Source organism: Streptomyces sp. NPDC008092 (genome assembly GCF_042957285.1).
GTDB lineage: Bacteria > Actinomycetota > Actinomycetes > Streptomycetales > Streptomycetaceae > Streptomyces.
In genome coordinates this window covers 393,820-420,329 of record NZ_JBIBHY010000007.1, presented here as the reverse complement: position 1 = coordinate 420,329, position 26,510 = coordinate 393,820, and the positions used below count along the sequence as shown (strand labels likewise).

23 protein-coding genes are annotated in these 26,510 nt (G+C 72.5%); 10 read left to right on the top strand and 13 right to left on the bottom strand.

Annotation, left to right across the window (positions count from 1 at the left end):
- Positions 1-27 precede the first annotated feature (27 nt).
- Entirely contained in the window at positions 28-1,194 is a 1,167-nt protein-coding gene (locus tag ACFZB3_RS24895; protein WP_391378580.1) for a DMT family transporter, read from the top strand.
- Here ACFZB3_RS24895 and ACFZB3_RS24890 read toward each other — a convergent pair.
- Positions 1,184-2,422: a transglycosylase family protein gene (locus ACFZB3_RS24890; RefSeq protein WP_391378578.1), complete on the bottom strand. Its 1,239-nt coding sequence runs from the start codon at positions 2,420-2,422 to the stop codon at positions 1,184-1,186. The genes ACFZB3_RS24895 and ACFZB3_RS24890 overlap by 11 nt on opposite strands.
- A 351-nt stretch (positions 2,423-2,773) precedes the next feature.
- On the opposite strand from ACFZB3_RS24890, the gene gndA reads away from it, so the two are divergent.
- Entirely contained in the window at positions 2,774-4,213 is a 1,440-nt protein-coding gene (gene gndA / locus ACFZB3_RS24885; protein WP_391378576.1) for an NADP-dependent phosphogluconate dehydrogenase, read from the top strand.
- A gap of 547 nt (positions 4,214-4,760) precedes the next feature.
- Here gndA and ACFZB3_RS24880 read toward each other — a convergent pair.
- The 4 genes from ACFZB3_RS24880 to ACFZB3_RS24865 form a co-directional block, all read right to left on the bottom strand.
- The gene (locus ACFZB3_RS24880; RefSeq protein WP_391378575.1) at positions 4,761-5,408 is read right to left on the bottom strand and encodes an aspartate/glutamate racemase family protein; all 648 of its coding nucleotides are present in this window, start codon (positions 5,406-5,408) and stop codon (positions 4,761-4,763) included.
- 8 nt (positions 5,409-5,416) lie between these two features.
- On the bottom strand, positions 5,417-5,761 hold the full coding sequence (locus tag ACFZB3_RS24875; RefSeq protein ID WP_391378574.1) for an N-acetyltransferase: 345 nt from the start codon (positions 5,759-5,761) through the stop codon (positions 5,417-5,419).
- 21 nt (positions 5,762-5,782) lie between these two features.
- Positions 5,783-6,202, bottom strand: a complete 420-nt coding sequence (gene panD, locus ACFZB3_RS24870; RefSeq protein WP_391378573.1) for an aspartate 1-decarboxylase — start codon at positions 6,200-6,202, stop codon at positions 5,783-5,785.
- A 98-nt stretch (positions 6,203-6,300) separates the two neighbouring features.
- Complete coding sequence (locus tag ACFZB3_RS24865) at positions 6,301-6,771, bottom strand: zinc-binding dehydrogenase (RefSeq protein WP_391378572.1); 471 nt, start codon at positions 6,769-6,771, stop codon at positions 6,301-6,303.
- A 161-nt stretch (positions 6,772-6,932) separates the two neighbouring features.
- On the opposite strand from ACFZB3_RS24865, the gene ACFZB3_RS24860 reads away from it, so the two are divergent.
- Positions 6,933-8,177: an NADH:flavin oxidoreductase/NADH oxidase family protein gene (locus tag ACFZB3_RS24860; RefSeq protein WP_391378571.1), complete on the top strand. Its 1,245-nt coding sequence runs from the start codon at positions 6,933-6,935 to the stop codon at positions 8,175-8,177.
- A gap of 229 nt (positions 8,178-8,406) precedes the next feature.
- On the opposite strand, the gene ACFZB3_RS24855 is transcribed toward ACFZB3_RS24860, so the two are convergent.
- On the bottom strand, positions 8,407-10,017 hold the full coding sequence (locus ACFZB3_RS24855; protein WP_391378570.1) for a succinic semialdehyde dehydrogenase: 1,611 nt from the start codon (positions 10,015-10,017) through the stop codon (positions 8,407-8,409).
- 14 nt (positions 10,018-10,031) lie between these two features.
- Positions 10,032-10,946 (bottom strand): acetoacetate decarboxylase family protein, encoded by a 915-nt coding sequence (locus ACFZB3_RS24850; RefSeq protein ID WP_391378569.1) that lies wholly within the window; start codon positions 10,944-10,946, stop codon positions 10,032-10,034.
- Positions 10,947-11,197: 251 nt separating this feature from the next.
- Between ACFZB3_RS24850 and ACFZB3_RS24845 the strand changes: the two genes are divergently transcribed.
- From ACFZB3_RS24845 to ACFZB3_RS24825, 5 genes are all read left to right on the top strand, one after another.
- Complete coding sequence (locus ACFZB3_RS24845) at positions 11,198-11,908, top strand: DJ-1/PfpI family protein (RefSeq protein ID WP_391378568.1); 711 nt, start codon at positions 11,198-11,200, stop codon at positions 11,906-11,908.
- 167 nt (positions 11,909-12,075) lie between these two features.
- A complete protein-coding gene (locus ACFZB3_RS24840; RefSeq protein ID WP_391378567.1) occupies positions 12,076-12,432 on the top strand; it encodes a PRC-barrel domain-containing protein in 357 nt (118 codons plus the stop codon).
- Positions 12,433-12,458: 26 nt separating this feature from the next.
- Positions 12,459-12,632, top strand: coding sequence for a hypothetical protein (locus ACFZB3_RS24835; RefSeq protein WP_391378565.1), 174 nt, complete (start codon positions 12,459-12,461; stop codon positions 12,630-12,632).
- 61 nt (positions 12,633-12,693) lie between these two features.
- Positions 12,694-13,161 carry a MarR family transcriptional regulator gene (locus ACFZB3_RS24830; RefSeq protein ID WP_391378564.1) on the top strand — a complete coding sequence of 156 codons (468 nt, stop codon included), beginning with the start codon at positions 12,694-12,696 and terminating at the stop codon, positions 13,159-13,161.
- 116 nt (positions 13,162-13,277) lie between these two features.
- Positions 13,278-14,936 (top strand): MFS transporter, encoded by a 1,659-nt coding sequence (locus ACFZB3_RS24825; RefSeq protein ID WP_391378874.1) that lies wholly within the window; start codon positions 13,278-13,280, stop codon positions 14,934-14,936.
- Positions 14,937-14,999: 63 nt separating this feature from the next.
- Here ACFZB3_RS24825 and ACFZB3_RS24820 read toward each other — a convergent pair whose 3' ends face one another.
- The 3 genes from ACFZB3_RS24820 to ACFZB3_RS24810 all read right to left on the bottom strand — a co-directional run bounded on the left by ACFZB3_RS24820 (position 15,000) and on the right by ACFZB3_RS24810 (position 20,640).
- Positions 15,000-17,186, bottom strand: coding sequence for an RICIN domain-containing protein (locus tag ACFZB3_RS24820; RefSeq protein WP_391378561.1), 2,187 nt, complete (start codon positions 17,184-17,186; stop codon positions 15,000-15,002).
- A 32-nt stretch (positions 17,187-17,218) separates the two neighbouring features.
- Positions 17,219-18,580 carry a lectin gene (locus tag ACFZB3_RS24815; RefSeq protein WP_391378559.1) on the bottom strand — a complete coding sequence of 454 codons (1,362 nt, stop codon included), beginning with the start codon at positions 18,578-18,580 and terminating at the stop codon, positions 17,219-17,221.
- Between the two features lie 194 nt (positions 18,581-18,774).
- Positions 18,775-20,640 (bottom strand): ABC transporter transmembrane domain-containing protein, encoded by a 1,866-nt coding sequence (locus ACFZB3_RS24810; protein ID WP_391378872.1) that lies wholly within the window; start codon positions 20,638-20,640, stop codon positions 18,775-18,777.
- Positions 20,641-20,865: 225 nt separating this feature from the next.
- On the opposite strand from ACFZB3_RS24810, the gene ACFZB3_RS24805 reads away from it, so the two are divergent.
- Entirely contained in the window at positions 20,866-21,849 is a 984-nt protein-coding gene (locus ACFZB3_RS24805; RefSeq protein WP_391378556.1) for a lysylphosphatidylglycerol synthase domain-containing protein, read from the top strand.
- Positions 21,850-21,895: 46 nt separating this feature from the next.
- Complete coding sequence (locus tag ACFZB3_RS24800) at positions 21,896-22,660, top strand: crotonase/enoyl-CoA hydratase family protein (protein WP_391378554.1); 765 nt, start codon at positions 21,896-21,898, stop codon at positions 22,658-22,660.
- Here the strand turns inward: ACFZB3_RS24800 and ACFZB3_RS24795 are convergent.
- From ACFZB3_RS24795 to ACFZB3_RS24785, 3 genes are read right to left on the bottom strand one after another with little or no spacing between them, the layout of a single operon-like run.
- A complete protein-coding gene (locus tag ACFZB3_RS24795) occupies positions 22,647-23,576 on the bottom strand; it encodes an FAD-dependent oxidoreductase (RefSeq protein WP_391378552.1) in 930 nt (309 codons plus the stop codon). The two genes, ACFZB3_RS24800 and ACFZB3_RS24795, sit on opposite strands and share 14 nt — an antisense overlap.
- Positions 23,573-24,955 carry an FAD-dependent oxidoreductase gene (locus ACFZB3_RS24790; RefSeq protein WP_391378550.1) on the bottom strand — a complete coding sequence of 461 codons (1,383 nt, stop codon included), beginning with the start codon at positions 24,953-24,955 and terminating at the stop codon, positions 23,573-23,575. Before ACFZB3_RS24790 ends, ACFZB3_RS24795 begins: the two co-directional genes overlap by 4 nt.
- Positions 24,952-26,403, bottom strand: coding sequence for an FGGY family carbohydrate kinase (locus ACFZB3_RS24785; protein ID WP_391378548.1), 1,452 nt, complete (start codon positions 26,401-26,403; stop codon positions 24,952-24,954). Before ACFZB3_RS24785 ends, ACFZB3_RS24790 begins: the two co-directional genes overlap by 4 nt.
- Between the last annotated feature and the right edge of the window lie 107 nt (positions 26,404-26,510).

The following is a 26,510-nucleotide window of genomic DNA, read 5'->3' as shown; positions in this document are numbered from 1 at the left end:
GCCGCGCCTGACGCAGAGGAGCCGAGTATGAGCGCCCTCGCGTTGTCCGTGTTGCTTTCCTTCGTCTCCGCCGTCGCCTACGCCGGCGGAGCGATCGTGCAGGAGCAGGTAGCGGTCTCCTCCCCCGACGAGCAGTACGCGCCGCTGCGCCGCCCGAGCTGGTGGGGGGCGATGGCGCTCAACGGCCTCGGCGGCCTGCTGCACGTCGTGGCGCTGGCCTACGGCCCGCTGAGCCTGGTCCAGCCGCTGGGCGCGCTCACCATCGTGTTCGCACTGCCGATGGCGGCCCTCTTCGTGGGCCGCCGGGCCGGGACGACCGCCTGGCGCGGCGCGATCATGGCCACCGTCGGTCTGGCGGGTCTGCTCTCCCTGGTCGGCTCCTCCGACTCGCACACCCTGGCCTCCGCCGGCCGGATCGGGGTCGCGGTGGTCACCGGCGCGGCGGTCGTCGCGCTGATGGTCGCGGGCCGGGCCGCGCACCGGCACCCGGCGGTGCGCAGCGTGCTGCTCGCCACCGCGTCCGGCATAGCCTTCGGCATGTCCTCGGTGTTCACCAAGGTGGTGGCGATCGACTGGGACGGCGGGATCGCCACGGCCGACCTGCTCTGGCTGTCCGTGATCGGCGCCTACGCCGTCGCGGGCGTCCTGATCTCCCAGGCCGCCTACCGTGGTGGCGGCCTCGCCGCGCCCCTGGCCACGCTGACCGTGGTCAACCCGGTGCTGGCCGCCGCGGTCGGCATCACGATGTTCGGCGAGACGTTCCGCTACGGCGCGACGGGCACCCTGCTGGCGCTGGGCTGCGGTGTGGTGGCGGCGGGCGGCCTGATCCTGCTGACGACCGAGCGCATCGAGCGCACCCCGCATCCGGCCGCCCGGCCGGTGCCGGACCCGGCGGTGCCGGAGGTGTCGCCCGAGCCGCTGGTCGAGGCGCTGGTGGAACTGGCCGAGGCGGGCCTGGCGCAGGCGGGCGCCGAGCGCGGTGGTGCCGAACTCGGCGGCGCGTCGCAGGCGGAGCCGACGGGGGTGGCCAGGCCGGCGGAGGCCGCCTCACTGGTCAGGATGCCCCAGCAGCGGTCGGGCCCCGCGGCGCCGGACGTGGTGCCGAGCATGGCAGATGTGGTGCTGCCCGCCGTCGGCTACGTGCACGGTCCGTTCCTGGACGGGCACCGTACGCGGACCCGGATCAAATCCTGACGCCGCCGGCCCGGAGATAGGCGACCGGGTCGATGTCCGAGCCGAAACCGGGCCCCGTCCGCACCTCGAAGTGCAGATGCGGGCCCGTGGCGTTTCCGGTGGAGCCCGAGCGGCCGATCCGCTGGCCCGTGGACACGCTCTGCCCGGCCCGCACGGAGATCGCCGACAGGTGGGCGTACTGCGTGTAGCGGCCGTCGGCGTGCCGGATCACCACCTGGTAGCCGTAGGAGCCGCCCCAGCCCGCCGTGACGACCTGCCCGGCCTCGACCGCCTTCACGGAGGTGCCGGTGGGCGCGAGGAAGTCGACGCCGGTGTGGTAGCCCTTCGACCAGTGCGAGCCGGACGCGTGGTACGGGGTGCCGATCGGGGCGTCGACGGGGGCGACGAGGGAGTGGCCGGCGTGGGTGTCGGGCTTGGTCTTCGCGGTCTTCGTACCGGTGCCGGTCCTGGCCTCGGCCTTCGGGTGGGCCTTGGTCTTCGCGGCCGCCTTCTTCGCCGCCGGCTCGGTCTTCGCGGCCCGGCCGGTCAGGCTCAGCCGCTGTCCCGGCAGGATCAGGTCGGGGTCGGAGCCGACCGTCGCGCGGTTGGCCGCGTACAGCCGGTGCCAGCCCCCGGCCACGTCGTGCTCCTCGGCGATCCCGGAGAGCGTGTCGCCGTGCACCACGGTGTACATCTCGGCCCGGCCGGCCCGCGACTGCGGCGTGGTCTGCGGCTGTACGTCCCGTACGGAACTCTTCGCGGAACTCTTGGCCGAACTCTTGGCCGAACTCTTGGCCGAGGATGTCTTCGCGGCGTGGTTCGTCGCGGGGTGGGTGGCGGCGCTCTCGGTGTGCACGTCGGGGGTGCCGCCGCCGCGGGTGAGCCCGGCCCGCACCGAGCAGACCGGCCAGGCGCCCGGGCCCTGGCCGTCGAGGACCTTCTCCGCCACCGCTATCTGCTGGTCCTTGGTGGCGAGATCGGCGCGCGGCGCGTACCTCGTGCCCCCGTAGGCCTCCCAGGTGGACTGGGTGAACTGGAGCCCGCCGTAGAAGCCGTTGCCGGTGTTGATGCCCCAGTCGCCGCTCGACTCGCAGGCGGCGACCTGGTCCCAGGTGGACACGGAGGCCGCGTCGGCGCTTGCGGCGGCGGCGAGCGGCAGCGCGAGGCCGGCGCCGCCCGCCGTGACGGTGAGCGAGGCGCGGTTGATCCTGTTCGGCTGGTACCGGCGGTGCCGGCCGCGATCGGCCATGTCGGAAGCCCCCCTCGCCACGCGCGTCAGGAGGCCAAAAGTAAGCGTCCCGAACAGGCCATGACAAGACGGCAATCAGCCGCCTCTTGTCCCCGGAGGCACGGCGGTCACGTCCGAACGGGTGCGACGGGGGCAGGCGTTGACGCGCCGTCAACCGTACGGTGCCGGCGGGACCGCCGGAAGCGTTTCACGAGGTTACTGAGCCGTCGGGCCCATGTCGTCCGTATCTGCAAGTGCGGCCGGTCGAACGGCGGGTCAGGATGGCCTTTGGGCAATACTGGCTGGCATGAGCGGCGGCAGCATCCCTTGCACGTTCTACGGGATCGACTTGATTCTTGAGGAGCAGGCGGTATGAGCACTTCGGCGCAGATCGGCGTCACGGGTCTCGCGGTCATGGGCCGCAACCTCGCCCGGAACTTCGCGCGCAACGGCTACACGGTGGCGTTGCACAACCGCACGGTGTCGAAGACACACGAGCTGGTGGAGAACTTCGGGGACGAGGGCGACTTCATCGCGGCCGAGACCGCCAAGGAGTTCGTGGCGGCGCTGGAGCGGCCGCGCCGGCTGGTCATCATGGTCAAGGCGGGCGGTCCCACGGACGCGGTGATCGAGGAGTTCGCGCCGCTCCTGGAGCCCGGTGACATGATCATCGACGGCGGCAACGCGCACTTCGCGGACACCCGGCGCCGCGAGAAGGCGCTGCGCGAGCAGGGCATCCACTTCGTGGGCATGGGCGTGTCCGGCGGCGAGGAGGGCGCGCTGCACGGGCCGAGCATCATGCCGGGCGGCCCGAGGGAGTCGTACGACTCGCTGGGCCCGATGCTGGAGAAGATCTCGGCGAAGGCGGCCGACGGCGCGCCCTGCGTGACGCACATCGGCCCCGACGGGGCCGGGCACTTCGTGAAGATGGTGCACAACGGCATCGAGTACGCCGACATGCAGCTGATCGGTGAGGCGTACCAGTTGCTGCGCGATGTCGCCGGGTACTCCCCCGCGCAGATCGCGGACATCTTCCGCACGTGGAACACGGGCCGGCTGGACTCGTACCTGATCGAGATCACGGCGGAGGTGCTGGCGCACGTGGACGCCGCGACCGGCAAGCCGTTCGTGGACGTGGTGGTGGACCAGGCGGAGCAGAAGGGCACCGGCCGCTGGACCGTCCAGATCGCGCTCGACCTCGGCGTGCCGGTGTCCGGTATCGCCGAGGCGGTCTTCGCGCGCTCGCTGTCGGGCCATGCGGATCTGCGGGCGGCCTCCCGCGGGCTGGCGGGGCCGAAGCCGACGGCGCTGTCCGAGGCGGAGGCGGCGGCGTTCGCGGACCGGGTGGAGCAGGCGCTGTACGCGTCGAAGATCGTGTCGTACACGCAGGGCTTCCATGAGATCCAGGCGGGCAGCGACGAGTACGACTGGGACATCGACCTCGGGGCGGTGTCCTCGATCTGGCGGGGCGGCTGCATCATCCGGGCGGCGTTCCTGGACCGGATCCGGGCGGCGTACGACGCGCGGGCGGATCTGCCGAGCCTGCTGTCGGACGAGGCGTTCGCGCGGGAGATCGCGGCGGCGCAGGACGACTGGCGCGAGGTGATCATCGCGGCGACGCGGGAGGGGGTGGCCGTGCCGGGGTTCTCGGCGGCGCTGGCGTACTACGACGCGCTGCGGGCGGAGCGGTTGCCTGCGGCGCTCACGCAGGGGCAGCGGGACTTCTTCGGGGCGCACACGTACCGGAGGGTGGACCGGGAGGGGTCGTTCCACACGCTGTGGGGCGGGGACCGCTCGGAGGTCACGGCGTAGCGCCGTCGTCTTTCCGGGGTGCGGGTGAGCTGCGGTTTCGCGCAGTTCCCCGCGCCCCTGGGGTGGGGCGGGGTTGTCCGTCGGGTGCGGGTGCGTCGTGGGGTTTCGCGCAGTTCCCCGCGCCCCTGGGGTGGGGCGGGGCGAGGCCGTCCGCCGGGTGCCGGTCCGTCGTGGGATTTCGCGCAGTTCCCCGCGCCCCTGAGGTGAGGTGGGGCGAGGTCGTCCGCCGGGTGCCGGTCCGTCGTGGGGATTTGCGCAGTTCCCCGCGCCCCTGAATTCCGGGCGACGCCGTTCGTCGGGTGGGCTTTGGTCAGGTTAGGGGTGGGCCCGGTTCTGGGGTGGGGGTGGGGTCTGGGTTTGGGGGGATCGGGGCCGGGGGTGGGGGTGGCGGGGGCTGGGGTGGTGGGGTTGGTTCGGGGGCCGGGGGTGGCTGGGGGGTGGGGACCGGGCTGGGGTAGGGGTCCGGAGGGTGGGGGGCTGGGGGTGGGGTCGTCATGGTGTCCTCCGGCCAGTGGCTCGATGTCACCTCTGGGGGTCTACTGCCCACCTACCCGACCGACGCCCCCGCACTCCTCGCAGCCGCCGCGAGGCCCGGGCGCGGGCTGGACAGCACCGGCAGCGCCGTCGTCGTGAACTTCGCGGCCGAGGTCATGGAGGCCTGGGCCAGGACGATCACGTCGGCGTCGGTCACGGCGTCCGCCGCGGCTGCCACCAGGCGGGCGCATCCCTCGATGTCGCCGGCCTCGAAGCGGGTCCAGGCGTCCGGTACGACGTGGGCGCGGGTCCGGACCGGCCGGTCCGCGCGGCGCGCCTCGTCGTCGAGCAGGGCCAGGGTGGGCGGCAGGGTGCTCTCGACCGTCGCCAGGACGGCGACACGGGGGCCCGCCGCCACCGCCGCGGCCGCCATCGGACGGTCGCCGCGGATCACCGGTACGCCGATCTCGCCGGCGGCCCGCTCCGCGACCTCGCCGATCGTCGAGCAGGTGCAGAGCACGGCCCGTACGCCGTCGTCCGCCGCCGCCCGGTGAAGGGCGGCGGCCACGTCCCCGGCCACTGCCTCGGGGCCCTCCCGCCGCGCCCGGGCCAGCAGGTCCGGGGCCACGGAATGGCGTAGCTCCAGGCCCGGGTGGTGCTCGTCGCGCAGGGCGTCGAAGACGGGGACGTGGAGGGGCGAGGTGTGCAGGAGGGCTAGCACGCCGAGCCTCAGAAGCGGCCGGGGTGGGCGACCAGCCATTCCTTCGCCGCGCGCAGCAGCTCGGGATCCGGGGTCGGCGCCACGTCGGGGTGGCGCTCGGCCCACCTGACGACGTACGGGCAGAGCGGGGCCACCGGGGTCTCCTCGCGCTCGGAGATCGCGTACAGCTCGCGCGCGAGGGAGCCCGCGATGCCCTTCCCCTCGTGCTCCGGCTCCACGATGGTGTGGACGGGCACGAGGGCCCGGGAGGGCGACTCCAGGACGAAGTACTCGATGTGGCCGACGACTTCGTCGCCGGCGACCGCCTCAAGACGGCCGGCCGCCCGGTCGTCGCGGATCTCGATGTCGCTCATGTCGCCCTCCTGGGCCTTCGGTCAGGCCGGCACGGCCTGCGGGCTGCGCTCCTGGTCCGAGCCCGGTACCGGCTCGGACGGGTCGGCACCGAGGGCCACGATCCGGTTGTCGTGGTCGACGTGCACGACCCGCGGCCGAAGCGTACGCGCCTCGGCGTCGGTGACCTGAGCGTAGCTGATGATGATCACCAGGTCCCCGGGGTGCACGAGATGGGCGGCCGCCCCGTTGATCCCGACGACTCCGGAGCCCCGCTCGCCCTCGATGACGTACGTCTCCAGCCGGGCGCCGTTGGTGATGTCGACGATGTGGACCAGCTCGCCCGGCAGCAGGTCGGCGGCGTCGAGGAGGTCGGCGTCGATGGTCACGGATCCCACGTAGTGCAGGTCGGCCTGGGTGACAGTGGCGCGATGGATCTTGGACTTCATCAAAGTGCGCAGCATTCTGAACTCCTAGATGGCGGCTCCCTGCCTGCTTCCTGCAGGTCAAGGGCGTCCTTCACTCTACCCGCGCGCACTTCGGCCGACTGCTGCGCCGCCCGCTACCCGTTGACCAGCAGGATCTTGCCGAGGTGGCCGCCGGCCTCCATGAGCCGGTGCGCCTCGGCGGCCTCGGCCATGGGAAGGGTCCGTTCGACGACCAGCCGCACGGCTCCGCTCTCGATCATCGGCCAGACGTTCTTCCGCACCTCGGCGACGACGGCCGCCTTCTGCTCCTTGGACCGGGTACGCAACGTGGTGCCGTGCACGGAGGCGCGCTTGAACACCAGCTCGGCCAGGTTGAGGCTGCCCTCCAGCCCGTTCTGCAGGCCGATGACGACCAGACGTCCGTCGGCGGCGAGGGACCTGACGTTGCGTTCGAGGTAGTCGCCGCCGACGACGTCGAGGATCACGTCGTACGGGCCGTACTCCGCGAAGTCCTGCGTGCGGTAGTCGATCGCCACGTCGGCGCCCAGTCCACGCGCCCGCTCGGCCTTCTCGGGTCCGCCGACCGTGGTGACCGGACCGTCCACCGAACCCGCCGTCACACCACCGGGAGGCGGATCGCCGCGACGACTGACGCCGCCCACTTGCGACACAGGTCACACCCCGTCATGTTTACGCTGATTACATTGCCGTTTTAATGTAAACGCTGCACACATCGTAGGCAACTGAGATTGAGAGGGGAACCGGGATGACCAGCGAGCTGTTCACGCCCCTGTCCCTGCGCTCCGGGCACGTGCTGAGCAACCGGATCGCCAAGGCGGCCATGGAGGAGAACATGGCCGGCCACGGCCAGCTCCCCGACAGGGAGTTGTTCGGTCTGTACCGGCGCTGGGCCGCCGGCGGCACCGGGCTGCTGATCACCGGCAACGTCATGGTCCACGCCGAGGCGCTGACCGGCCCCGGCGGCGTGGTGCTCGACGCCGCCGCGCCGCTGGAGCCGTTCCGTGCATGGGCCGAGGCCGGCAAGGCCGGCGGCGGGGCGGTCTGGATGCAGATCAACCATCCCGGCCGCCAGATCGGATCCGACATGCCCGGCGTCGTGTGGGGCCCGTCCGCGGTCGCCGTCGACCTGGGCAGGCACAGCAGCCGTTTCGGCCGCCCCGTCGCCATGACCCCCGAGCAGATCGAGGCCACCGTGACCCGGTACGCCGTCACGGCCCGGCGCGCCGAACAGGCGGGCTTCGACGGTGTGGAGGTCCACGCCGCGCACGGCTACCTGCTGTCGCAGTTCCTGTCCCCGCTGGTCAACAGGCGCACCGACCGGTGGGGCGGGTCGCTGGAGAACCGGGCCCGGATGCTGCTGGAGGTCGTCCGCGCGGTTCGCGCCGCCGTCTCCCCCTCTTTCGCGGTCGCGGTGAAGCTCAACTCCGCCGATTTCCAGCGGGGCGGGTTCGACGCCGACGACGCACGGCAGGTGATCGCCATGCTCGAACCGCTCGGAGTCGACCTGGTCGAACTGTCCGGCGGCAGCTACGAGAGCCCGGCGATGTCGGGCCGCCGCGCCGACTCGCGCACCCAGGCCCGCGAGGCGTACTTCCTCGACCTGGCGAAGGACCTGGTCACGACGAGTCCGCTGCCGCTGATGCTCACCGGCGGCATCACCCGGCGGGAGACCGCGGAACGGGTCCTCGACAGCGGCGTGGCGCTCATCGGGATGGGCACGGCCCTCGCCGTCACCCCGGACCTGCCCGACCGCTGGCGGCAGGGCGGTGAGGCCGACGCACAGCTTCGGCCGGTCACCTGGTCCGACAAGGCCCTCGCCTCGGCCGCCGGCATGGCGCAGGTACGCCACCAGATGCGCCGTGTCGCCCGCGGAAGCCGGCCCACGCCCGGCACCCACCCGGCGATCGCCCTCCTCACCGAGCGGCGGAAGCAGCGACGGGCTCTGCGCCGCTACCGTGCCTGGCTCTCCGCGTCACAGCGCACCGCGTAGGCGTGCCACCGGAAGGGCCCCAGGTGCTCGTCGCTCGCCGCGACCACCTGGGGCCCTTCCGGTCCGCCGCCACACCTGTTCGCCATAAGGCGCCGCCGCGAAGCCGCGAGCGCCACCGGCCCGGCGCACGACCGCACGCGCGTCGACCGCACGCGCGTCGACCGCACGCGCATCGACGGCGCGGCTCCGTCGGAGCCGCGCCGTCGACGCGCGCAGGGCCGTCGGTGTCTCAGCGGACGCCGGCCGCCTTGAGGACCTTCAGTGCGCCGGTCAGGAGGGCGGCCCAGGTCTCGGGACCGATGCCCGCCGGTGGGGCGAAGCCCTGGATGCGCTGGTGGGCGACGGTCTGGGGCTCGGTGTACTTGAGGATGCCGTCGGCCCCGTGGCGGCGGCCCAGTCCGGAGTCGCCCATGCCGCCCATCGGCGCGTCGATGCTGCCCCACGCGGCCGCGAATGCCTCATTGACGTTGACGGTGCCGGCGTGCACGCGGGCGGCGACGGCCCGGCCGCGCGCCCCGTTGCCGGACCAGACGCTGGCGTTGAGGCCGTACGGCGTGGCGTTGGCCCGCGCGATCGCCTCGTCGACGCTGCCGTAGGAGTGGACCGACACGACCGGGCCGAAGGTCTCGTGGTCGTGGAGCGTCATGTCGGGGGTGACGTCGGTGAGGATCGTCGGCTCGTAGAACAGCGGCCCCAGATCCGGCCGGGCCTTTCCGCCGGCCAGGACGGTGGCGCCCTTGGCGACGGCGTCGTCGACGTGCGCGCTGACGGTCCGGAGCTGGGAGGTGTTGGTGAGGCTGCCGACGTCGATGCTGTAGTCGTATGCGGCGCCGATCCTGAGCCGCTCGGTGCGCGCGACGAACGCCTCGACGAACCGGTCGCGGATCGACTCCGCCACGTACAGGCGCTCGATGGAGACGCAGAGCTGGCCGGCCGAGGGGAAACATGCGGTGACGGCGCCTGCGGCGGCCTTCTCGATGTCCGCGTCGTCGAGGACGATCATGGCGTTCTTGCCGCCGAGTTCGAGCGAGGCACCGATGAGGCGCTCACCGGCGTCGCGCGCGATCTTCCGCCCACTGGCGGTGGAGCCGGTGAACATCATGTAGTCGGCGTTGTCCATCAGCGTGCCGCCGACGGAACTGCCCCGCCCGACCACCATCTGCCACACGCCCGGCGGCAGACCGGCCTCCTCCATCAGGTCGAGTGCCCACAGTGCGGTCAGCGCGGTCTGGGTGTCGGGCTTCTGGACGACGGCGTTGCCCGCCGTCAGTGCCGCGATGGCGTCGCCGGCGGCCATGCTCAGGGGGTAGTTCCACGGGGAGACGACCGTGACGACCCCCTTGGGGTGGCGCAGCTCGGTGGTGTGGGTCAGCAGCGGGACCGCGCCGCGCCGGCGCCTGGGTCCCAGATACCTGGCGGCGTTGCGCGCGTAGTAGCGGGAGGTGATCGCGATGTCGACCACTTCGAGGTGCGCGTCGCGGCGGGTCTTGCCGTTCTCGGCCTGCATCAGGTCCAGCGCCTCGGCCTGGCGGGCGAGGACCAGGTCGTGGAAGCGCAGCAGGATCTGCTTGCGCCGGTTCAGCGGGGTGGCGGCCCAGGCCTTCTGGGCGACACGGGCGCGCGCGAAGGCGTTCTCGACGTCCACCGGGGTGGAGACCGGCAGGTCGGCCAGCGGCTCACCGGTGTACGGAGCGCTGGTGACGACCCGGGCGGCGTCGGGCCCGGCGACGACCCGCGCGGCCAGCCGCTCGATCAGGGCCGGGGTGAGGGAGGCGGGCAGCACGGAACCGCGGGCGGTGGTGGCGGTGGCGGCGGGTGGGAGGGCGTGGTCGGTGGCCATGGCAGGACTCCTTGCTAGCGGCTGTGGACCGACGTCGGGACCGGCATGTGCAGGGCGAGCTGGCCCTCGCTGACCACGTCGAACTGGATCGTCCTGATCGGGTTCAGGGAACGCAGATCGTCGGCCATCCGGCCCTGCCCCACCTCCAGCGCGAGATTGCGCGGGAGCAGATCCGTGCCGGCCGCCAGCACGTTGGTCTGGCTCAGGGTCGAGTGCCACGCATCGCCGATCGACGTGTACGAGGTGAGGGTCGAGACCCGTTCGCCGCTCGGGTAGGCCCGCTGGGCGGGCGTGGCCGCCCGGAGCGAGAGGTCGGTGCCGCCGTCGTCGTTGGCCACGCGTGCGGTGGTCCGGTGGGCGTCGATGCCGACATCGAGGCCGGTGACCCACTTGGGGAAGCCGTACCCGTCGTGGCCGCGCACCTGGGCGATGTCCGTGCTCACCGGCAGGGACAGCACGTAGGAGTCGAGGTGCTCGTTCTTCAGGGCGGCGACGAGGTCGAAGAACCCGAGCCTGCCGTGCCGGGCCGGCTTCACGGCGATCCCGACGGCGGCCTCGGTGTAGAAGTCGATGTCGCACACGTCGTAGCGGAAGAACATCACGGAGACCAGCCCGAGGCCCGGCGCGACCTCCAGCGGCGCCAGCTCCCCGGGCAGCCGGGAGCGGATCGCGCGGGAGCGGGCGAGCATCGTGATCCGGGCGGTCGAGATGCGGTAGTAGAAGTTCGGGGTGAGCGTGGCGCCGATCGGGGAGTCGACCTTGGTCTTGGGCAGTCGCCGGAAGAAGTCCACGCCGCTGACACGGGGATCGCGGGCGACTTCGTCCAGATCGGTGTCCATCCGGTAGCGGTCGTACAGGCCGCCCTTGGGGACCGTGACCGTGCGGCCGCCGAGGTCGACCTTGACTGTTTCCTGCTGGGGCGAGGGCATCGCGGCTCCCTGATTAGATGTTGACAGTGATTACATGAGCCTAGCCTTTCGATGTAAGCACCGTCAACAACTCCATACAGGCGCGACGAGCGCGACCTGCACCTCGACGCGGGAAGGAATGTTGACACTGTTGACACTGCCTGCATTGCCTCGTAGCCTCATGGCCGACCTTATGTAAGCAACGCACACATCACTCGACGGTCGACCCGCCCGGCGGGTCACCGAGTCGATCGCCGGAGGGAGAAGCGCAGATGACCACGGTCCTCTTCGTCGTGTCCGCAGCCGACCACTGGACGCTGAACGACGGAACGAGACACCCCTCGGGGTTCTGGGGTGAGGAACTGGCCATGCCCCACAAGATCTTCAGTGAGGCAGGCTGGGACATCACGATCGCCACCCCGGGCGGGAGGGCGCCGACCCTGGACCGGCTCAGCATGTCCCGCACCGCAGGACTGCCGTCCAAGCTGCGCGAGGTCGCCAGGTACCTGGACTCGATCCGGAGCCTGCTGGACAGCCCCGAGACGCTGGCGGACGTCGACCCGGACCGGTTCGACGTGGTGTTCTACCCCGGCGGACACGGCCCGATGGAGGACCTGGCGTACGACCCGGTCTCGGGCGCGCTGCTCACCCGGGTGCTCGGCTCCGGCAGGCCGCTGGCCCTCCTGTGCCACGCGCCGGCCGCCACGCTGGCGGCCGGCGACGAGGACGGGACCTGGCCGTTCGCCGGGTACCGGATGACCGGCCTGTCCAACACCGAGGAGAAGCTCAACAGCTTCGGCCGCAAGGCCCCCTGGTTCCTTGAGGACCGCCTGCGCGAGGGCGGTGCGGATTACGTCAAGGCGCGGCTGCCCCTGCTCCCGTTCGTGGTGGTCGACCGCAATCTGTACACCGGCCAGAACCCCGCTTCCTCCGAGCGGCTGGCCAGGCGGCTGGTGGCCGACCTGGCCGATCCGGCGCGCTGAGGGCGGTCCTGTGACGCCTGTCGCCTGTCGCCTGTCGCCTGTCGCCTGTCGCCTGTCGCCTGTCGCCTGCCAGGGCCGTCGCCGCCGCACGTGTTCGGCGGCAGTCCGCCGGTGTGCCCGACGACTGCCGGCGGCCGCACCGGGTACCCGGTCGGCGGAGGTGCCCGATGTTCGAAGCAACCGACATCCGGGAGTGGCGCGGTCATGACGTGGTCGACGCAGCCGGGCACAGGATCGGCGCGCTGGAGTCGGTCTACGTGGACACCGCGACCGACGAGCCCCGTTTCGCCACCGTGACGGTCGGGCTGCCCACCCGCCGCCGCCTGGTGTTCGTCCCGCTCGCCGAGGCGACCGTCGGTCCGGCCTACCTGAAGGTCGCCTACCCCAAGGACGTGGTCAAGAAGGCTCCGTCGATCGACACCGACGGCGAGCTGCCGGCCGCCCGGGAACCCGCGGTCTTCGCTCATTACGAACTCGACTACGTCCCGGGCACGGGCGGCGAACGCCGCCTGGCCCGCCGCTGACCCACCGAGCCCGTCCGGGAGAGCCGATGAGCCTGTTCCTGTTCCTGGTCCTCGTGGCCCTCGTGCTGGGCCTCGTCGGATTCGCCGCCCACGGACTGTTCTACCTGCTGATCGTCGGCGCCGTCGTACTCCTCGCCGACCTGGTCTACGCCGCGGTCCGGCTGCGGCACGGCGGCCGGCGCCACCACATCGCCCGCTGACCGTCATATTTACTAACGAGTGGTTGAGCAGTCCAGACTGATAAACCTATCGTTAGTACATGTGAAGGCAGATATGGCCGCCGGTGCCGGCGGTATACGCGATCTGAGCGAGGCCACCCGGCTCGCGTCCGAGCTGCGGCTCGCGGTGGGCCGGGTGACGCGGCGGCTGCGGCAGGCGCACGCCGTCGGGGACGTGTCCCTGTCCGGGGTGTCCGTGCTCGCGCGGCTCGCGGGCGAGGGCCCGGACTCCCCGACCGCCCTCGCCGAGACGGAGCGGGTACGGCCGCAGGCCATGGCGAGCACCCTCGCCCAGCTCGAACAGCGCGGTCTGGTCCGCCGTACTCCCGATGCCACGGACGGGCGGCGGAGCATCGTGGCCGTCACCGAGGAGGGGCGGGCCGTGCTCGCCGAGCGGCGCTCCGAGTCGGTCCAGCGGCTCGCCGCCGTCCTCGACACGTTCTCCGAGCCGGAGCGCGCCACCCTCGGGGCGGCCCTGCCGCTCCTCGACCGGCTGGCGGAGCGGCTGTGAGCGGGCACGGGTGGTCCGCCGCCCTGCGCTCGGCCCGCCGCAAGGACGGTCCCCCCGGTCCGGGCTACAAGTGGGTCGCGCTGTCGAACACCACGCTCGGCGTGCTGATCGCCACGATGGACGCCTCGATCGTGATCATCTCGCTGCCGGCGATCTTCCGCGGCATCGGGCTCGACCCGCTGGCGCCGGGCAACATCGGCTACCTGCTCTGGATGATCCTCGGCTATCTGCTGGTGTCCGCCGTCCTGGTCGTCGTGCTCGGGCGGCTCGGCGACATGTTCGGCCGGGTGAAGATCTACAACCTCGGGTTCCTGATCTTCGCCTGTGCCTCGGTCGCGCTGTCGCTCGATCCGTTCCGCGCGGGGGCGGGAGCCCTGTGGCTGATCCTGTGGCGGATCGTGCAGGCCTTCGGCGGGTCCATGCTCACCGCCAACTCGGCGGCCATCCTCACCGACGCCTTCCCGGCCCGGCAGCGCGGCATGGCCCTGGGCATCAACCAGATCACCGCGCTGGCGGGCCAGTTCCTCGGTCTGCTGGCGGGCGGTCTGCTCGCCGTCGTCGACTGGCGTGCCGTGTTCTGGGTGAGCGTCCCGGTCAGCATCACCGGCACGATCTGGTCGTACCTGAGCCTGCGCGAGACCTCGGCGGGCCGCCCCGGCCGGATCGACTGGCTCGGCAACCTCACCTTCGCGGCCGGTGCCGGCATCCTGCTGGCCGGGATCACCTACGGGATCCAGCCCTACGGCGGCAGCGCCACCGGCTGGGGGAACCCGTGGGTGCTGGCCGGCCTGACCGGTGGCGCCGCCCTGCTGCTGGCGTTCTGCGTCGTCGAGACGCGGGTCGCCGAGCCCATGTTCAACCTGGCGCTCTTCGGGAACCGGGCGTTCGCGGCGGGCAACGTGGCCGCCCTGCTGACCTCGATCGCGCGCGGCGGCCTGCAGTTCATGCTCATCATCTGGCTGCAGGGCATCTGGCTGCCGCTGCACGGCTACGACTTCGAGGACACCCCGCTGTGGGCCGGCATCTTCATGCTCCCGCTGACGCTGGGGTTCCTGATCGCGGGACCGGTGTCGGGATACCTGTCGGACCGGTTCGGCGCCCGGTTCTTCTCCACCGCGGGGCTGGTCGTCGTCACCGCGTCCTTCCTGGGGCTGCTCGCCCTGCCCGTCGACTTCGACTACGGGCTGTTCGCGGCGCTGCTGCTGCTCAACGGCCTGGGCCAGGGCATGTTCTCGGCACCCAACACCTCGTCGATCATGGGCAGTGTGCCGGCCGAGTACCGGGGTGTCGCCTCGGGCATGCGCTCGACCTTCCAGAACTCCGGTACGGCGCTGTCCATCGGCGTCTTCTTCTCGCTGATGGTGTCCGGGCTCGCCTCCTCGCTCCCGGCGACGCTGAAGAGCGGGCTGGTGGCGCACGGCGTGCCGGCCGCCTCCGCCGCGCACGCCGCGTCGCTGCCGCCGGTGAGCACGCTCTTCGCGACCTTCCTCGGCAACAACCCGATCGAGCACCTGCTCGCCTCGGAGGGCGTCCTCGACCATGTCACCCGTGCCCAGCGGTCCGTCCTGACCGGGCACACCTTCTTCCCGCAGCTGGTCTCCGGGCCCTTCCACCACGGCCTGGCCATCGTCTTCGGCGTCGCCGCCGGCATGGCCCTGGTCTCCGCCGTGGCCTCCGCACTGCGCGGCGGCCACCGTCCGGGACCGGACCGCCGGGAGCCGAAGGACCCGTCCCCGGCCCGTGCCGCGCAGTCCCGGGACAACGCTCCGTCGTGACGAGAGGCGGGTGCCCCGGCGGAGATCCGCCGGGGCACCCGCTGTCCGCTCACCGGGCGACGGTCACGGATACGAGGTGAGGTTCGCGACGTTGGTCGACGAGTTCGACGGTCCTCCGCTGTTGTCGATGACGTGGCTGATGGTGCCGGTGCCGCCGAGGGAGACCGTCACCATGCTGGTGAACTTCACGTTCGAGTTGGTCGGCGCCTCGATCGCGTGATCGGCGACGACGCTGGAGTTGGTGCTGAAGTAGCAGTAGCTGCCGAGGCCGTACGCCTGGTGGCTGGTGACCGAGTCGGCGACCTTGTAGGCCGCGTAGCCCTTGGTCGAGCCGTTCATCCAGGACGACTGGTTCGGCGGGTCGTACGGCATCTCGTTCTGGTAGAAGTACGTCTTGCCGCCGTTGCCGTTCCAGATGGTCTGGTACTTCTGGAAGTGCTCGACGAACAGGCCGTACATGGTCACGTTGCTGCCGTTGACGATCAGTCCGGTGTCGGCGGTGTTGGTGGTCCAGCCGACTCCGGTGCCGTGGTCGGCGCGCCAGATCCACATGTGGTCGCCGATGACGTTGCTGCTGTTGACGACCAGGCTGGTGGTGGCCTTGCCGACGCCGGCGCCGCCGACGCGGAAGTACACGTCGTGCAGCGAGGTCGGGTCGCTCGCGTGCGAGGCCGAGGAGCCGCTCGGGCCGACCTCCACCAGGGTGGCGGAGTTGGTGGTGCCGGCGTCGAAGAGCAGGCCCGCGATGTTGACGCCGTCGACGTCGGCGACCTTCATGGCGGTGATGCCGTTGTCCGGGACGAAGGTGGCGAGCCCGAGGCCGAGGACGACGGTGTCGGCGCGGTTGATCTGCAGGGTCTGGTCGAGGTGGTAGACACCCGGGGTGACCAGGAGGTTCTTGCCCGCCGTCAGGGCCGCGTTGATCTGGGACGCGGTGGCGCCCGGCTTCACGACGTAGAAGCTGTCCAGGGACAGGGAGGTGCCGGCGGCGGAGCCGGAACTCCAGCTGGTGCCGGAGGTGTTGGTGCGCGTGGAAGGCACGAACACCTGGTAGTTGCCGGAGCCGTCGACGTACAGGAACGGCTTCTCACGGGTGGTCGGGCTCTGCGCGACCGTGGTGTCCGGCGGGCTCGGGAAGGTGGTCGACGGCACGCCCGTGCTGCCCACGAAGACCATGTTCCAGTTGGAGCCGGTCCAGCTGCCGAGCTGGGAGTTGCGGGTCAGCCACTGCTGCTGGGTACCGGAGTTGACCTGCCCGTTGATCTGGCTGTCGGCGATCAGGCCGCCGCTGGACCAGCCGCCGTCGTCCAGGGCGAGGCCGCCGCGCAGGTGCACCCGGCGGTAGGCGGACGCCTGCGAGACCGCCCAGCGGTCGCTGCCGCCGGTCGGGTTGACGGAGAGGTTCTCGGCGCCGCGCCAGAAGTTCTGGGTGGCGTTGCCCTGGAACCAGTCGGCCTCCGCGTGCACCGCGCCGTTGACGGAGACCGCGTCGGGCGACAGGCCGAGACCCAGGACCTGGGTGTAGAAGCCGACGTTGACGTCCGCGCTGTAGGCGCCGGGCTTGAACATCACGGCGTAGCGCTGGGAGCCGAACTGGTTGGTCTCCTGCTGCGCGAAGATCGAGTCCAGCTTGCTCTGGATGGTCGACGCGGACATCGACGGGTCGAATATGACCACGTTGGAGCCGAGGTCCGGGTTGCTCGACTGCGTCACCGGGACGACCTGGAACCGCTGGGCCTGCGTGCCGTTGCAGGTGTACTGGACGAACTGCACGCTGTCGGCGGTCGAGGCGGCGGGGTCGTCGAGGCACTTGCCGCTGTTGCGGTTGACGAAGTGGTAGGCGCCGCCGCCGTCGTCGACCGGCAGCCACTGCTGGTTGGTGCCGCCGCCGTAGGTCCACATCTGGACGGCCGCGTTGTCGGCGGTGGAGACGCCGGTGACGTCCAGGACCTCGTTGGTGTTGTTGGCGTTGTTGATGCGGACGTAGCCGTCGCTGGTGGCGGTGAAACTCCACTGCTGGGCGGTGGTGTTGTTGCAGGTGTACTGCTGGACGACGGTCCCGTCGGCGGTGGCGGCCGCCTTGGCGTCCACGCACTTGCCGCTGGCCGCGTTGAGCAGGGTGGTGTTGCCGGTGGGCAGCGTGGCTGCGGACGCGGGCGAGGCGGCGCCCGCCGCGGTGAGCAGGGAGGCGGCGACGACGGCCACCGCTGCGGCGGCCGTCGATCTGCGGCGCCGGGGAAGGGAAGGCACGGGTTCTCCTTGAAGGCGGCTTGGGCGGGGGGTCAGCCGGTGTATCCGGCGAAGACGCGCGTGTAGTCCCAGTTGGACTGGCTCACGCCGGAGCAGCTGTCGGCGGAACCGCCGGTGCAGGGCCGGTCGCGGTTGGCGGACCAGAAGGTGAGCCGGGCCAGGTGGTGCTGCTGGGCGTAGGCGAGGATGGTGCGGAAGTCGGCCACCGTGACGGTCTCGCTGTTGTCGGTGATGCCGTTCATCGACGAGATGCCCATGTCCCGGTAGGCGGTGTCGTCGCTGTAGCCGTACGCGTTCTTCAGCGCGTTCTTGAGCCCCTCGGCCGCCTGGGTGGTGAGGTTGCCCATGTTCTGGCCCGCGCCGCCGAAGTCGAACGGCATGATGGCCCAGGCGTCGACGGTCAGTCCGGAGGACGCGGCCCGGTTGATCAGGCTGGTGTCGGGGCCGCTCTGGCCGGTGCCGATGGTGATGTACACCTTCAGGCCGGAGTTGTTGGCCTTCACCGTCTTCAGCGCGTCCACGACCCGCTGCTGCACGGTCGCGTTGCTGTAGGCGTCGGCCTCCAGGTCGATGTCGATCGCCTTGAGACCGCCGTAGGCGTTGATGACCTTCTGGTAGGCCGCCGCCAGCTCGCCCGCGCTGGAGCAGGAGCTCTCCAGCTTGTTGCCGCTGTAGCCGCCGAAGGAGGGGATGACGTCACCGCCGTTGGCGCGCACGGTGTTGATGGTGCTCTGGTCGACCCCGCCGGTCAGCGCCCGGCTGCCGTCCCACTGCGGGTTGCAGTAGCCGTTGCTGAGGACGAACGCGAGCGTGTAGTACTTCACGCCGGTCGCGTTGGTGATCGTGGTCGGGCTCGGCGGGTCGCCCCAGCCGTTGTAGAGGTAGGGCGCCACGGCCATCGGGGAGGACGGGGTGGTGCCGCCGTCGGCCGCGGGGGCGGTCCACTTCTGGTTGGCGGTGCCCGCGCAGGTCCAGATCTGTATCCGGGTGCCGTTGGCGGAGTTGTTGTCGGTGACGTCCATGCACTTGTTCGCCTGCGGGTTGACGATGTCGTTCGCGGACGACACGGTCCACTGCTGGTTGGCGCCGCCGCTACAGGTCCACAGCTGGAGCTTGGCGCCGTCGGCGGTCGAATTGCCGGTCACGTCGAGGCACTTGCCGAGGGCGCGGAGGGTGCCGTCGCTGCCGCGGGTCCACTGCTGGGCGGAGGTCCCGTTGCAGTCGTAGAGCTGGACGGCGGTGCCGTCGGCGGAGTTGGCGCCGGCGACGTCGAGGCACTTGCCGGCGAGGCCGGTGATGGTGCCGGTGGCGGCCTGTGCGGGGGACGCGGTGAGCAGTCCTGCGGAGAGCGACAGGGCGGCGAGGGCGACAGCCGTGGGCAGAGGTCTGGCCATGCGGGGGGTTGGCCTTTCACGCGGGGGGATGGCAGCACGGTGTGGCCCAACACCCTTTGGTCAGGTGGGTGTTGGCTACACGCGTGAGGCTTTGTTTAAGGCGTGAAGCTAAAGGTCCGGACCACGGTCGTCAAGTAGGGGAGCGCTCCCCTCCTCTACTCACAGGAAAATGTGACGGCCATGTGAACGCTCCGTCAGGGCGCGGTCACCTCCGCGAACTGGGTGCGGTGCAGTTCGGCGTACCGCCCGTCCGCCAGCAGGAGTTCCTCGTGGGTGCCGCGCTCCACGATTTCTCCCGCTTCGACCACCAGGATCTGGTCGGCGGCCCGGACCGTGGACAGCCGGTGGGCGATGACCACGGCCGTCCGCCCTGCCAGCGCCTCGGTCAGGGCCTCCTGGACCGCCGCCTCCGAGGTGTTGTCGAGGTGGGCGGTGGCCTCGTCGAGGATGACCACGCGCTGGCGGGCCAGCAGCAGCCGGGCGATGGTCATCCGCTGCCGCTCCCCGCCGGAGAGCCGGTAGCCGCGTTCGCCGACGACGGTGTCCAGGCCGTCGGGCAGCGACCGGACGACCTCGCCGAGGCGGGCGCGGCCGAGGGCGTCCCACAACTCCTCGTCGGTGGCGCTCGGTCGGGCGAGCAGCAGGTTGGCCCGGACGGTGTCGTGGAAGAGGTGGCCGTCCTGGGTGACCATGCCGAGGGTGGCGCGCAGCGAGCCCGCGGTCAGGTCGCGGACGTCGGTGCCGCCGATGCGGACGGTGCCCCCGTCGACGTCGTACAGGCGCGGCAGCAGCTGGGCGATGGTGGACTTGCCGGCGCCGGAGGAGCCGACCAGGGCCACGGTCTGGCCGGGTTCGGCGCGGAAGGAGATGCCGTGCAGCACCTCGCTGCCGCCGCGCGAGTCGAGGACCGCGACCTCTTCGAGGGAGGCGAGGGAGACCTGGTCGGCGGCCGGGTAGGCGAAGCGGACGTCCTCGAACTCGACGGCGACCGGGCCCTCGGGGACCTCGCGGGCGTCCGGTTTCTCCTCGATCAGGGGCTTCAGGTCGAGCACTTCGAAGACCCGCTCGAAGCTGACCAGCGCGCTCATCACCTCGACGCGGGCCCCGGCGAGCGAGGTCAGCGGGGCGTACAGGCGGGTCAGCAGCAGGGCGAGGGCGACCACCGCGCCGGGCTGCAGGGTGCCGCGCAGCGCGAACCAGCCGCCGAGGCCGTAGACCAGGGCGAGCGCCAGCGAGGAGACCAGGGTCAGGGCGGTCATGAACACCGACTGGGCGGTGGCGGTGCGCACGCCGATGTCCCGGACCCGGGCGGCGCGCGCGGCGAACTCCGCCGACTCCTCCCCGGGGCGGCCGAAGAGCTTGATCAGGGTGGCGCCCGGCGCGGAGAAGCGCTCGGTCATCCGGGTGCCCATGGCCGCGTTGAGCGCGGCGGCCTCCCGCTGCATCCGGGCCATCCGGCCGCCCATGCGGCGGGCGGGCACCACGAACAGCGGCAGCAGCACCAGCGCGAGCAGGGTGATCTGCCAGGACAGGGTGAGCATCACCGCGAGCGTGAGCAGCAGCGTGACCAGGTTGCTGACCACACCGGAGAGGGTGTTGGCGAAGGCCCGCTGGGCGCCGATCACGTCGTTGTTGAGACGGCTGACCAGCGCTCCCGTACGGGTACGCGTGAAGAACGCGACGGGCATCCGCTGCACATGATCGAACACAGCCGTGCGCAGGTCGAGGATGAGGCCCTCCCCGAGCGTCGCCGAGAGCCGCCGCCCGAGCACCCCGAGCGCGGCCTCCGCGACCGCGACCAGCGCGATCAGCAGCGACAGCCGTACCACCGCGCCGGTGTCGTGGCCCGACACGATCGCGTCGACGACATGGCCGGCGAGCACCGGGGTGGCGACGGCGAGCAGGGCGGTGACCACCCCGAGGATGACGAAACGGACTATGCCGGCACGGTGCGGGCGGGCGAAGGCGGCGATACGGCGCAGCGTGGCCCGGTCGAACGGGCGCCGCTCCTGCTGGGCGGTCATGACGCTGTGCAGCTGCGTCCAGGCAGTGGTCTCCATACTCATGAGGGAGAACGTAGGACCTCAAGCGTCGTTGAGGTCAATGTCCGCGCCCCGTCTCCCCGCACGAAGGACCCGATGAGCCCTCCGCAGGCCCCGTCCGGCTCCGCGAAGCCCCAGGTGGGCTCCCCGGCGGGCCTCCCCCCTCACCCGCTTCCCGGCCGTCATCCGGTGTCTCCTCTTCCGCCACCCGCAGTTGGGTCGGCGCGGAAAACCTCTCCCGGTGTGACAGCGGTAAGAATCCCCGGCTTCCGTGAGAGCCGCCTCCCCCGGCTCGCCCGCCGTGTCCCCTGGCGGCACATCCTCACGCTCATCCCGCTCGTGCTGGTCGCGGTCATCGCGGTGCAGCACTGGCCGGTCCTCGTCGAGGGCTTCGGCCATCTGCGCGACGCCTCCTGGCCCTGGCTGCTCGCGGCCGGCGGTGCCACCTGCCTGACCTGGGTGGCCGCCGCCTTCACCCGACAGGGTGCGGTCGTCCAGCCGCTGCCGCGCTGGCGGCTGCTGGCCACCCAGCTGGCGGCGGGCTCGGCCAACCACCTGCTGCCGACGGGTCTCGGCTCGGGCGCGGTGAACCTGCGGTTCATGACCGTGTGCGGGGTGCCGCTCGCCACCTCCTCGGCCGCGCTGGCCCTCTACCTGCTCGCCGAGTCGATCGCCCGCGTGGGCCTGATGGCGGTGTTCTTCGTCGCCTTCCCGGACGCCCTGCGGCTCGACGGCCTGCTCCCCGACGGCGACGTCGGCCCGGTCCTGGCCGTCGCCGGCGCCCTGGTGGCCGTGGCACTGGCCGCGCTGTTCCTCGTCCGGCGGGTGCGCGAGCCGGTGTTCCGGTTCGTGCGCAGCGCCCTGGGCGAGGCCCGCTCGGTGCACACGCGGCCGTCCCGGGCGCTGGCGCTGTGGGGCGGCTCGCTCGCCTTCCCCGCGCTCCAGGCGGGCGGTCTGGTGGCGGTGGGGCGGGCGCTCGGCCTCGACGTACCGCCCGCGCACATGGCGCTGGCGTACCTGGCGGCCACGGTCGCCGTCGCCCTGATCCCCACGCCGGGCGGCCTGGGTTCGGTGGAGGCGGCGCTGATCGTGGCGCTGGTGGCGGCCGGCGGTCCGGTGGCGGTGGCCACGGCCGTCGTCCTCGCGTACCGGATCATCACCGTGTGGGTGCCGTTGCTGCCGGGAGCCCTGACACTGGGAGCGCTGGTACGACTCAAGGTCATCTGACGGAGGCCGTCCGACACGGGGTGGCCTTCCCCGGGGAGGGAAACGCATGCCGGTCCGCGTCGAACGCAAGGGTCCTGTGACCACGGTCGTCCTCTCCCGGCCCGAGGTGCGCAACGCGGTCGACGGGCCGACGGCCGCCGAACTGGCCGCCGCGTTCCGGGCGTTCGAGGCGGACGACGAGGCCCGGGTGGCGGTGCTGTGGGGCGAGGGCGGCACGTTCTGCGCGGGCGCCGACCTCAAGGCGATGGGCGCCGGGCACGGCAACCGGGTGGCGCCGGACGGCGACGGCCCGATGGGCCCGACCCGGCTGCGCCTGTCCAAGCCGGTGATCGCGGCGATCGCCGGGCACGCCGTGGCCGGCGGTTTGGAGCTGGCCCTGTGGTGCGATCTGCGGGTCGCCGAGGAGGACGCGGTGTTCGGCGTCTTCTGCCGCCGCTGGGGCGTGCCGCTGATCGACGGTGGCACGGTACGGCTGCCGCGGCTGATCGGTACGAGCCGGGCGATGGACCTGATCCTCACCGGCCGCCCGGTCCCGGCCCCGGAGGCCTACGGGATGGGCCTGGCCAACCGGCTCGTCCCGCCCGGCCGCGCCCGCGAGGCGGCCGAGGAACTGGCCGCGTCCGTGGCGGCCTTCCCGCAGGCCTGCCTGCGCAGCGACCGCGCGTCGGTGCTGGACCAGGAGGGGCTGGACGAGCCGGCGGCGATGGACGCCGAGATCCGCTACGGCACGGCCGTGCTGGCGGAGGGCCTGGAGGGCGCGGCGCGGTTCGCGGCGGGAGCGGGCCGGCACGGCTCCTTCACGGCCGGCTGACCAGCCACTCCAGCACCGCCCCGCCCGCCTCGACGCCTTCCCGCACCGCCGCCCGGACGTCCAGTCCCGGCTGCCGCAGACCACCGGCGGCGAAGACCCCCGGACGGCCGGTGTACGGAGCGGGCCCGTCGGACAGGGCGATCCGGCCCCGGCGGGCGAGTTCGTCCTCGGCCGCGAAGTCCCCGGTGAAGACGGCGGTGTCGCAGGCGAGGACGCCGGTGCGCCCGTCGCGGTGCCGGATCCGCACACCGGACAGCCGCCCGTGCCCGAGGATCTCGGTGACCGCCGTGCCGGTCAGCAGCGGGATCCGGGCGCGGAGCCGGGCGTCCAGGGCGCGGACGGAGCCGGCGCGCGGCAGCCCGGTGACCATCGCGACGACCTCGGCGCCCGCCGCCCGCACGGTCCGGGCCGCCGCGTACGACACCTCCTCGGCCCCGATCACCACGGCCCGCTCGCCGATCGGCTGCCGGTAGCGGTGCACGGCCTGCAGAAGCTCTCCTCCGGTACAAATCCCGGCGGGCCGGGTGCCCGGGACGAGCCGTGCCGCGCGCGGGCGTTCGTAGGCGCCGGTAGCGAGGACCACCGCCCGTGCGGTGACCGTCTCCGGGCCGCGCACGCCGACGGTGGCGAGGGCGAGCGGCCCGGCCCAGTCCAGCACCGTGACCCCGGTACGGACCACCGCTCCCGCCCGCGCGGCGGCCTCGACGAGCAGCCGGGCGTACGCCGGTCCGGTCAACGGCCGGGTCCAGGTGCCGAATCCGCCGTGGGCGCAGTACCGGGGCACTCCCCCGGCCTCCGGTTCCCGCTCCAGCACCTCGACCCGGCCCGCGCCTGCGAGGGCGAGCCGGGCGGCGGCCGCGAGACCTGCGGGGCCGGCGCCGACGACGAGGACGTCGACATGGCGTTCGGCCGTCACGGTCGGCCCGTCTTCCCGAACAGCTCCCGGACCGTCGCCCCGCAGTGGAAGCCCTGGCAGCGGCCCGCCCCGGCCCGGGTGCGGCGGCGCAGGCCCGGCAGGCCGCGCGGCGGGATGGTGGCGGCGAGGGCGTCCCGGATCTCGTCGAGGGTGACGTGCTCGCAGTGGCAGACGACGACGTGCGGACCCTGCTGGTGGGGCCGGGGGAAGGCGGCCCCGAGGTTCGGCATGCGCACCGGTTCCAGGTCGACGGGGTGCTTCAGGTCCAGCCCCGCGTCGCCCAGCAGTCCGGTGACGTGGGAGGCGACGGCGAGCGAGGCGGTGAGGCCCGTGGAGCGGATGCCGCCGACGGTGACGTACGCCTGGTCGGGGTGGGCGGCGATGCGGTAGTCGTCGTGCTCGGTGGCGGCGCGCAGGCCGGCGTAGACGGCGGTGACCTCCTCGTCGAGGAGCGCGGGCAGGATCCGCCGGCCCTTCTCGCGCAGCGCCGCGAGTCCCTGCGCGGTCGTTCCGGTGGCGGCCTTGTCGTCCAGGTCCTCGGCGGTGGGGCCGAGCAGGACGTTGCCGTAGACCGTGGGGGCCACCAGGACGCCCTTGCCGAGGGCGGTGGGCACCGGCAGCAGGATGTGCCGGACGAGGTCGCGGGCGAGCTTGTCGTAGACGATGAGCTGGCCGCGGCGCGGGGTGACGGTGAAGGCGTGGTGGCCGAGCAGGCGGTCGAGGGTGTCGGCGTGCAGACCGGCCGCGTTGACCAGGTGCCGGGTGTGCAGCGGGCCGCGCGAGGTGGTGAGGGTGTGGCTGCCGTCGCGTCGGCTCACCGCCGTGACCCGGGCGTCGAGGTGCAGGTCGACGCCCCCGCGGACTGCCTGGGTGGCGTAGGCCAGGGTGGTGCTCCACGGGCAGACGATGCTCTCGCCGGGCACGTGCAGGGCGCCGAGGGCGCCGGGCCCGAGGCGGGGTTCGCGGGCGTACAGCTCGGCGGCGTCCAGCAGGGCCGTGTCGTGGCAGTCGTTGCGTACGGCCTGCCGTGCGAGGTCCGGCAGGGCGGCCAGTTGCTCCCGGTCCCAGGCGACCAGCAGCGCGCCGACCGGCTCCACCGGGATGCCGGACTCGGCGGCGTACCCGGCGAGGAGGCGGGCGCCGTCGCGGACCAGGCGGGCCTCCAGGGTGCCGGGGTGGGCGTCGAAACCGGTGTGCAGGATGGCGGTGTTGGCCTTCGAGGTGCCCTGGCCGACGTCGTCCTGGGCCTCGACCAGGGCGACTCGCAGGTGCGGGTGGCGGGCGAGTTCACGGGCGATCGCGCTGCCGACGACCCCGGCGCCGACGACTGTCACGTCGTAGGGGGCGGCCGGCAGGGGTCCCGCGGCGGTGACCGTCACCGGGGTGCTCCCGGGCCGGCTCCGGCCCCCGGTCCGTCCAGCAGGGCGGCGACGGCGGCGCGGAAGACGCCGAGGCGTTCGGCGGCCTCGGCGGCGGAGACGCGCGGCTCGTAGACGGCGGCGGGCCGGCCGTCCGGCAGGAAGTCGACGGGGTCGCTGCCGAGGTGGGCCAGCGCGCCCACGCCGAGGGCGGTGGCGTCGGGCAGCGTGGACACCTCGACGGGACGTTGCAGCAGGTCGGCCTGGGTCTGCATGAGCAGGGCCGAGCGGGTCAGGCCGCCGTCGACGCGCAGGGCGGTCAGCGGGGTGCCGAGGTCGGTCCCGGCGGCTTCGGCGAGCTCCACCACCTGGGCGGCGAGGCCCTCGCACAGGGCCCGCACCAGCTGTCCGGGGCCGGTGTCGAGGCAGAGCCCGGTGAGGGAGCCGCGCAGTTCGCCGCGCCACCAGGGGGCGGCGAGCCCGGCCAGCGCGGGGACGAAGGTGACCCCGCCGGCGTCGGGGACGGCGCCGCCCACCCGGTCCAGGTCGGCGGGGCCGGAGATCACGCCGAGGTCGGTGAGCCAGCGCACCGCGGAGGCGGCGGTGTACACCTGGCCGTCCAGGCAGTACCCGGGCTCTCCGGCGAGGCGCCAGGCGACGCAGCTGACCAGTCCGGAGCTGCTGTGCCGGGGCGTGTCACCGGTGTGCGCGAGCAGGAACGCCCCGGTTCCGTAGGTGCACTTGGCGCCGCCCGGTCCGGTGATCCGCTGCGCGAGGAGCGCCGCCTGCTGGTCGACGGCGAGCCCGGTGAGCGGGATCTTGTCCCCGAACTCCTTGGTGCTGCCGACGAGTTGGGCGTTGTCGACGATCTCGGGGAGGCGTTCGGCGGACAGCCCGTAGAGGTCGAGGGCGCGGGCGGACCACTGCACCCGGTCCAGGTCGAGGAGGTGGGTGCGGCTCGCGGTGGCGGCGTCGGTGACATAGGCGCCGGTGAGCCGGTGGACCAGCCAGGCGTCGGTGGTGGTGACGACCCCCTCGGTGGTCAGGTGCCGCCGGATCCAGGCCATCTTGGGCGCGGCGAAGTAGGGGTCGAGCGGGAGGCCGGTGAGGGCACGTAACTCCTCGGCGTGCTCGGCGAGTTCGGCGCAGACCGGTTCGGTCCGGCGGTCCTGCCAGACGATGGCGTCGGTGAGCGGGCGCCCGGTGCCGGGGTCCCAGGCGAGGACGGTCTCGCCCTGGTTGGCCAGACCGAGCGCGGTCACCGGTTCGCCGGCCTCGGCGAGCGCCCGGCGGCCGGCGACGAGCACCGACTCGTACAGCTCCACCGGGTCGGCCTCCACCCGGCCGCCGGGCAGGTGCCGGGTCCGTACGGCGGCGAATCCGGTGCCGATGACGCCCCGTTCGGGGCAGATCACCAGGGCCTTGGTGCCGGACGTGCCCTGGTCGACGGCGAGCACCGGACCTGTCATCGAGCCTCCCTGACGATCACTGCGCGACAGCCTGCCGCAGCGGCCCGGGGCAGCACAAGCGCACCGGGTGCGGCTGGCACGAACCCCCGTGCGGATACGGCAGGATG

Bases quoted from the DNA above. Each gene is read 5' to 3' on its own strand.
- ACFZB3_RS24850 (WP_391378569.1), bottom strand. From the start codon at position 10,946: ATGCCCTCGCCCCAGCAGGAAACAGTCAAGGTCGACCTCGGCGGCCGC.
- ACFZB3_RS24815 (WP_391378559.1), bottom strand. From the start codon at position 18,580: ATGGCCAGACCTCTGCCCACGGCTGTCGCCCTCGCCGCCCTGTCGCTC.
- ACFZB3_RS24890 (WP_391378578.1), bottom strand. From the start codon at position 2,422: ATGGCCGATCGCGGCCGGCACCGCCGGTACCAGCCGAACAGGATCAAC.
- panD (WP_391378573.1), bottom strand. From the start codon at position 6,202: ATGCTGCGCACTTTGATGAAGTCCAAGATCCATCGCGCCACTGTCACC.
- ACFZB3_RS24835 (WP_391378565.1), top strand. From the start codon at position 12,459: ATGAGCCTGTTCCTGTTCCTGGTCCTCGTGGCCCTCGTGCTGGGCCTC.
- ACFZB3_RS24855 (WP_391378570.1), bottom strand. From the start codon at position 10,017: ATGGCCACCGACCACGCCCTCCCACCCGCCGCCACCGCCACCACCGCC.
- ACFZB3_RS24845 (WP_391378568.1), top strand. From the start codon at position 11,198: ATGACCACGGTCCTCTTCGTCGTGTCCGCAGCCGACCACTGGACGCTG.
- ACFZB3_RS24810 (WP_391378872.1), bottom strand. From the start codon at position 20,640: ATGGAGACCACTGCCTGGACGCAGCTGCACAGCGTCATGACCGCCCAG.
- ACFZB3_RS24860 (WP_391378571.1), top strand. From the start codon at position 6,933: ATGACCAGCGAGCTGTTCACGCCCCTGTCCCTGCGCTCCGGGCACGTG.
- ACFZB3_RS24840 (WP_391378567.1), top strand. From the start codon at position 12,076: ATGTTCGAAGCAACCGACATCCGGGAGTGGCGCGGTCATGACGTGGTC.
- ACFZB3_RS24895 (WP_391378580.1), top strand. From the start codon at position 28: ATGAGCGCCCTCGCGTTGTCCGTGTTGCTTTCCTTCGTCTCCGCCGTC.
- gndA (WP_391378576.1), top strand. From the start codon at position 2,774: ATGAGCACTTCGGCGCAGATCGGCGTCACGGGTCTCGCGGTCATGGGC.
- ACFZB3_RS24875 (WP_391378574.1), bottom strand. From the start codon at position 5,761: ATGAGCGACATCGAGATCCGCGACGACCGGGCGGCCGGCCGTCTTGAG.
- ACFZB3_RS24800 (WP_391378554.1), top strand. From the start codon at position 21,896: ATGCCGGTCCGCGTCGAACGCAAGGGTCCTGTGACCACGGTCGTCCTC.
- ACFZB3_RS24825 (WP_391378874.1), top strand. From the start codon at position 13,278: ATGGACGCCTCGATCGTGATCATCTCGCTGCCGGCGATCTTCCGCGGC.
- ACFZB3_RS24785 (WP_391378548.1), bottom strand. From the start codon at position 26,403: ATGACAGGTCCGGTGCTCGCCGTCGACCAGGGCACGTCCGGCACCAAG.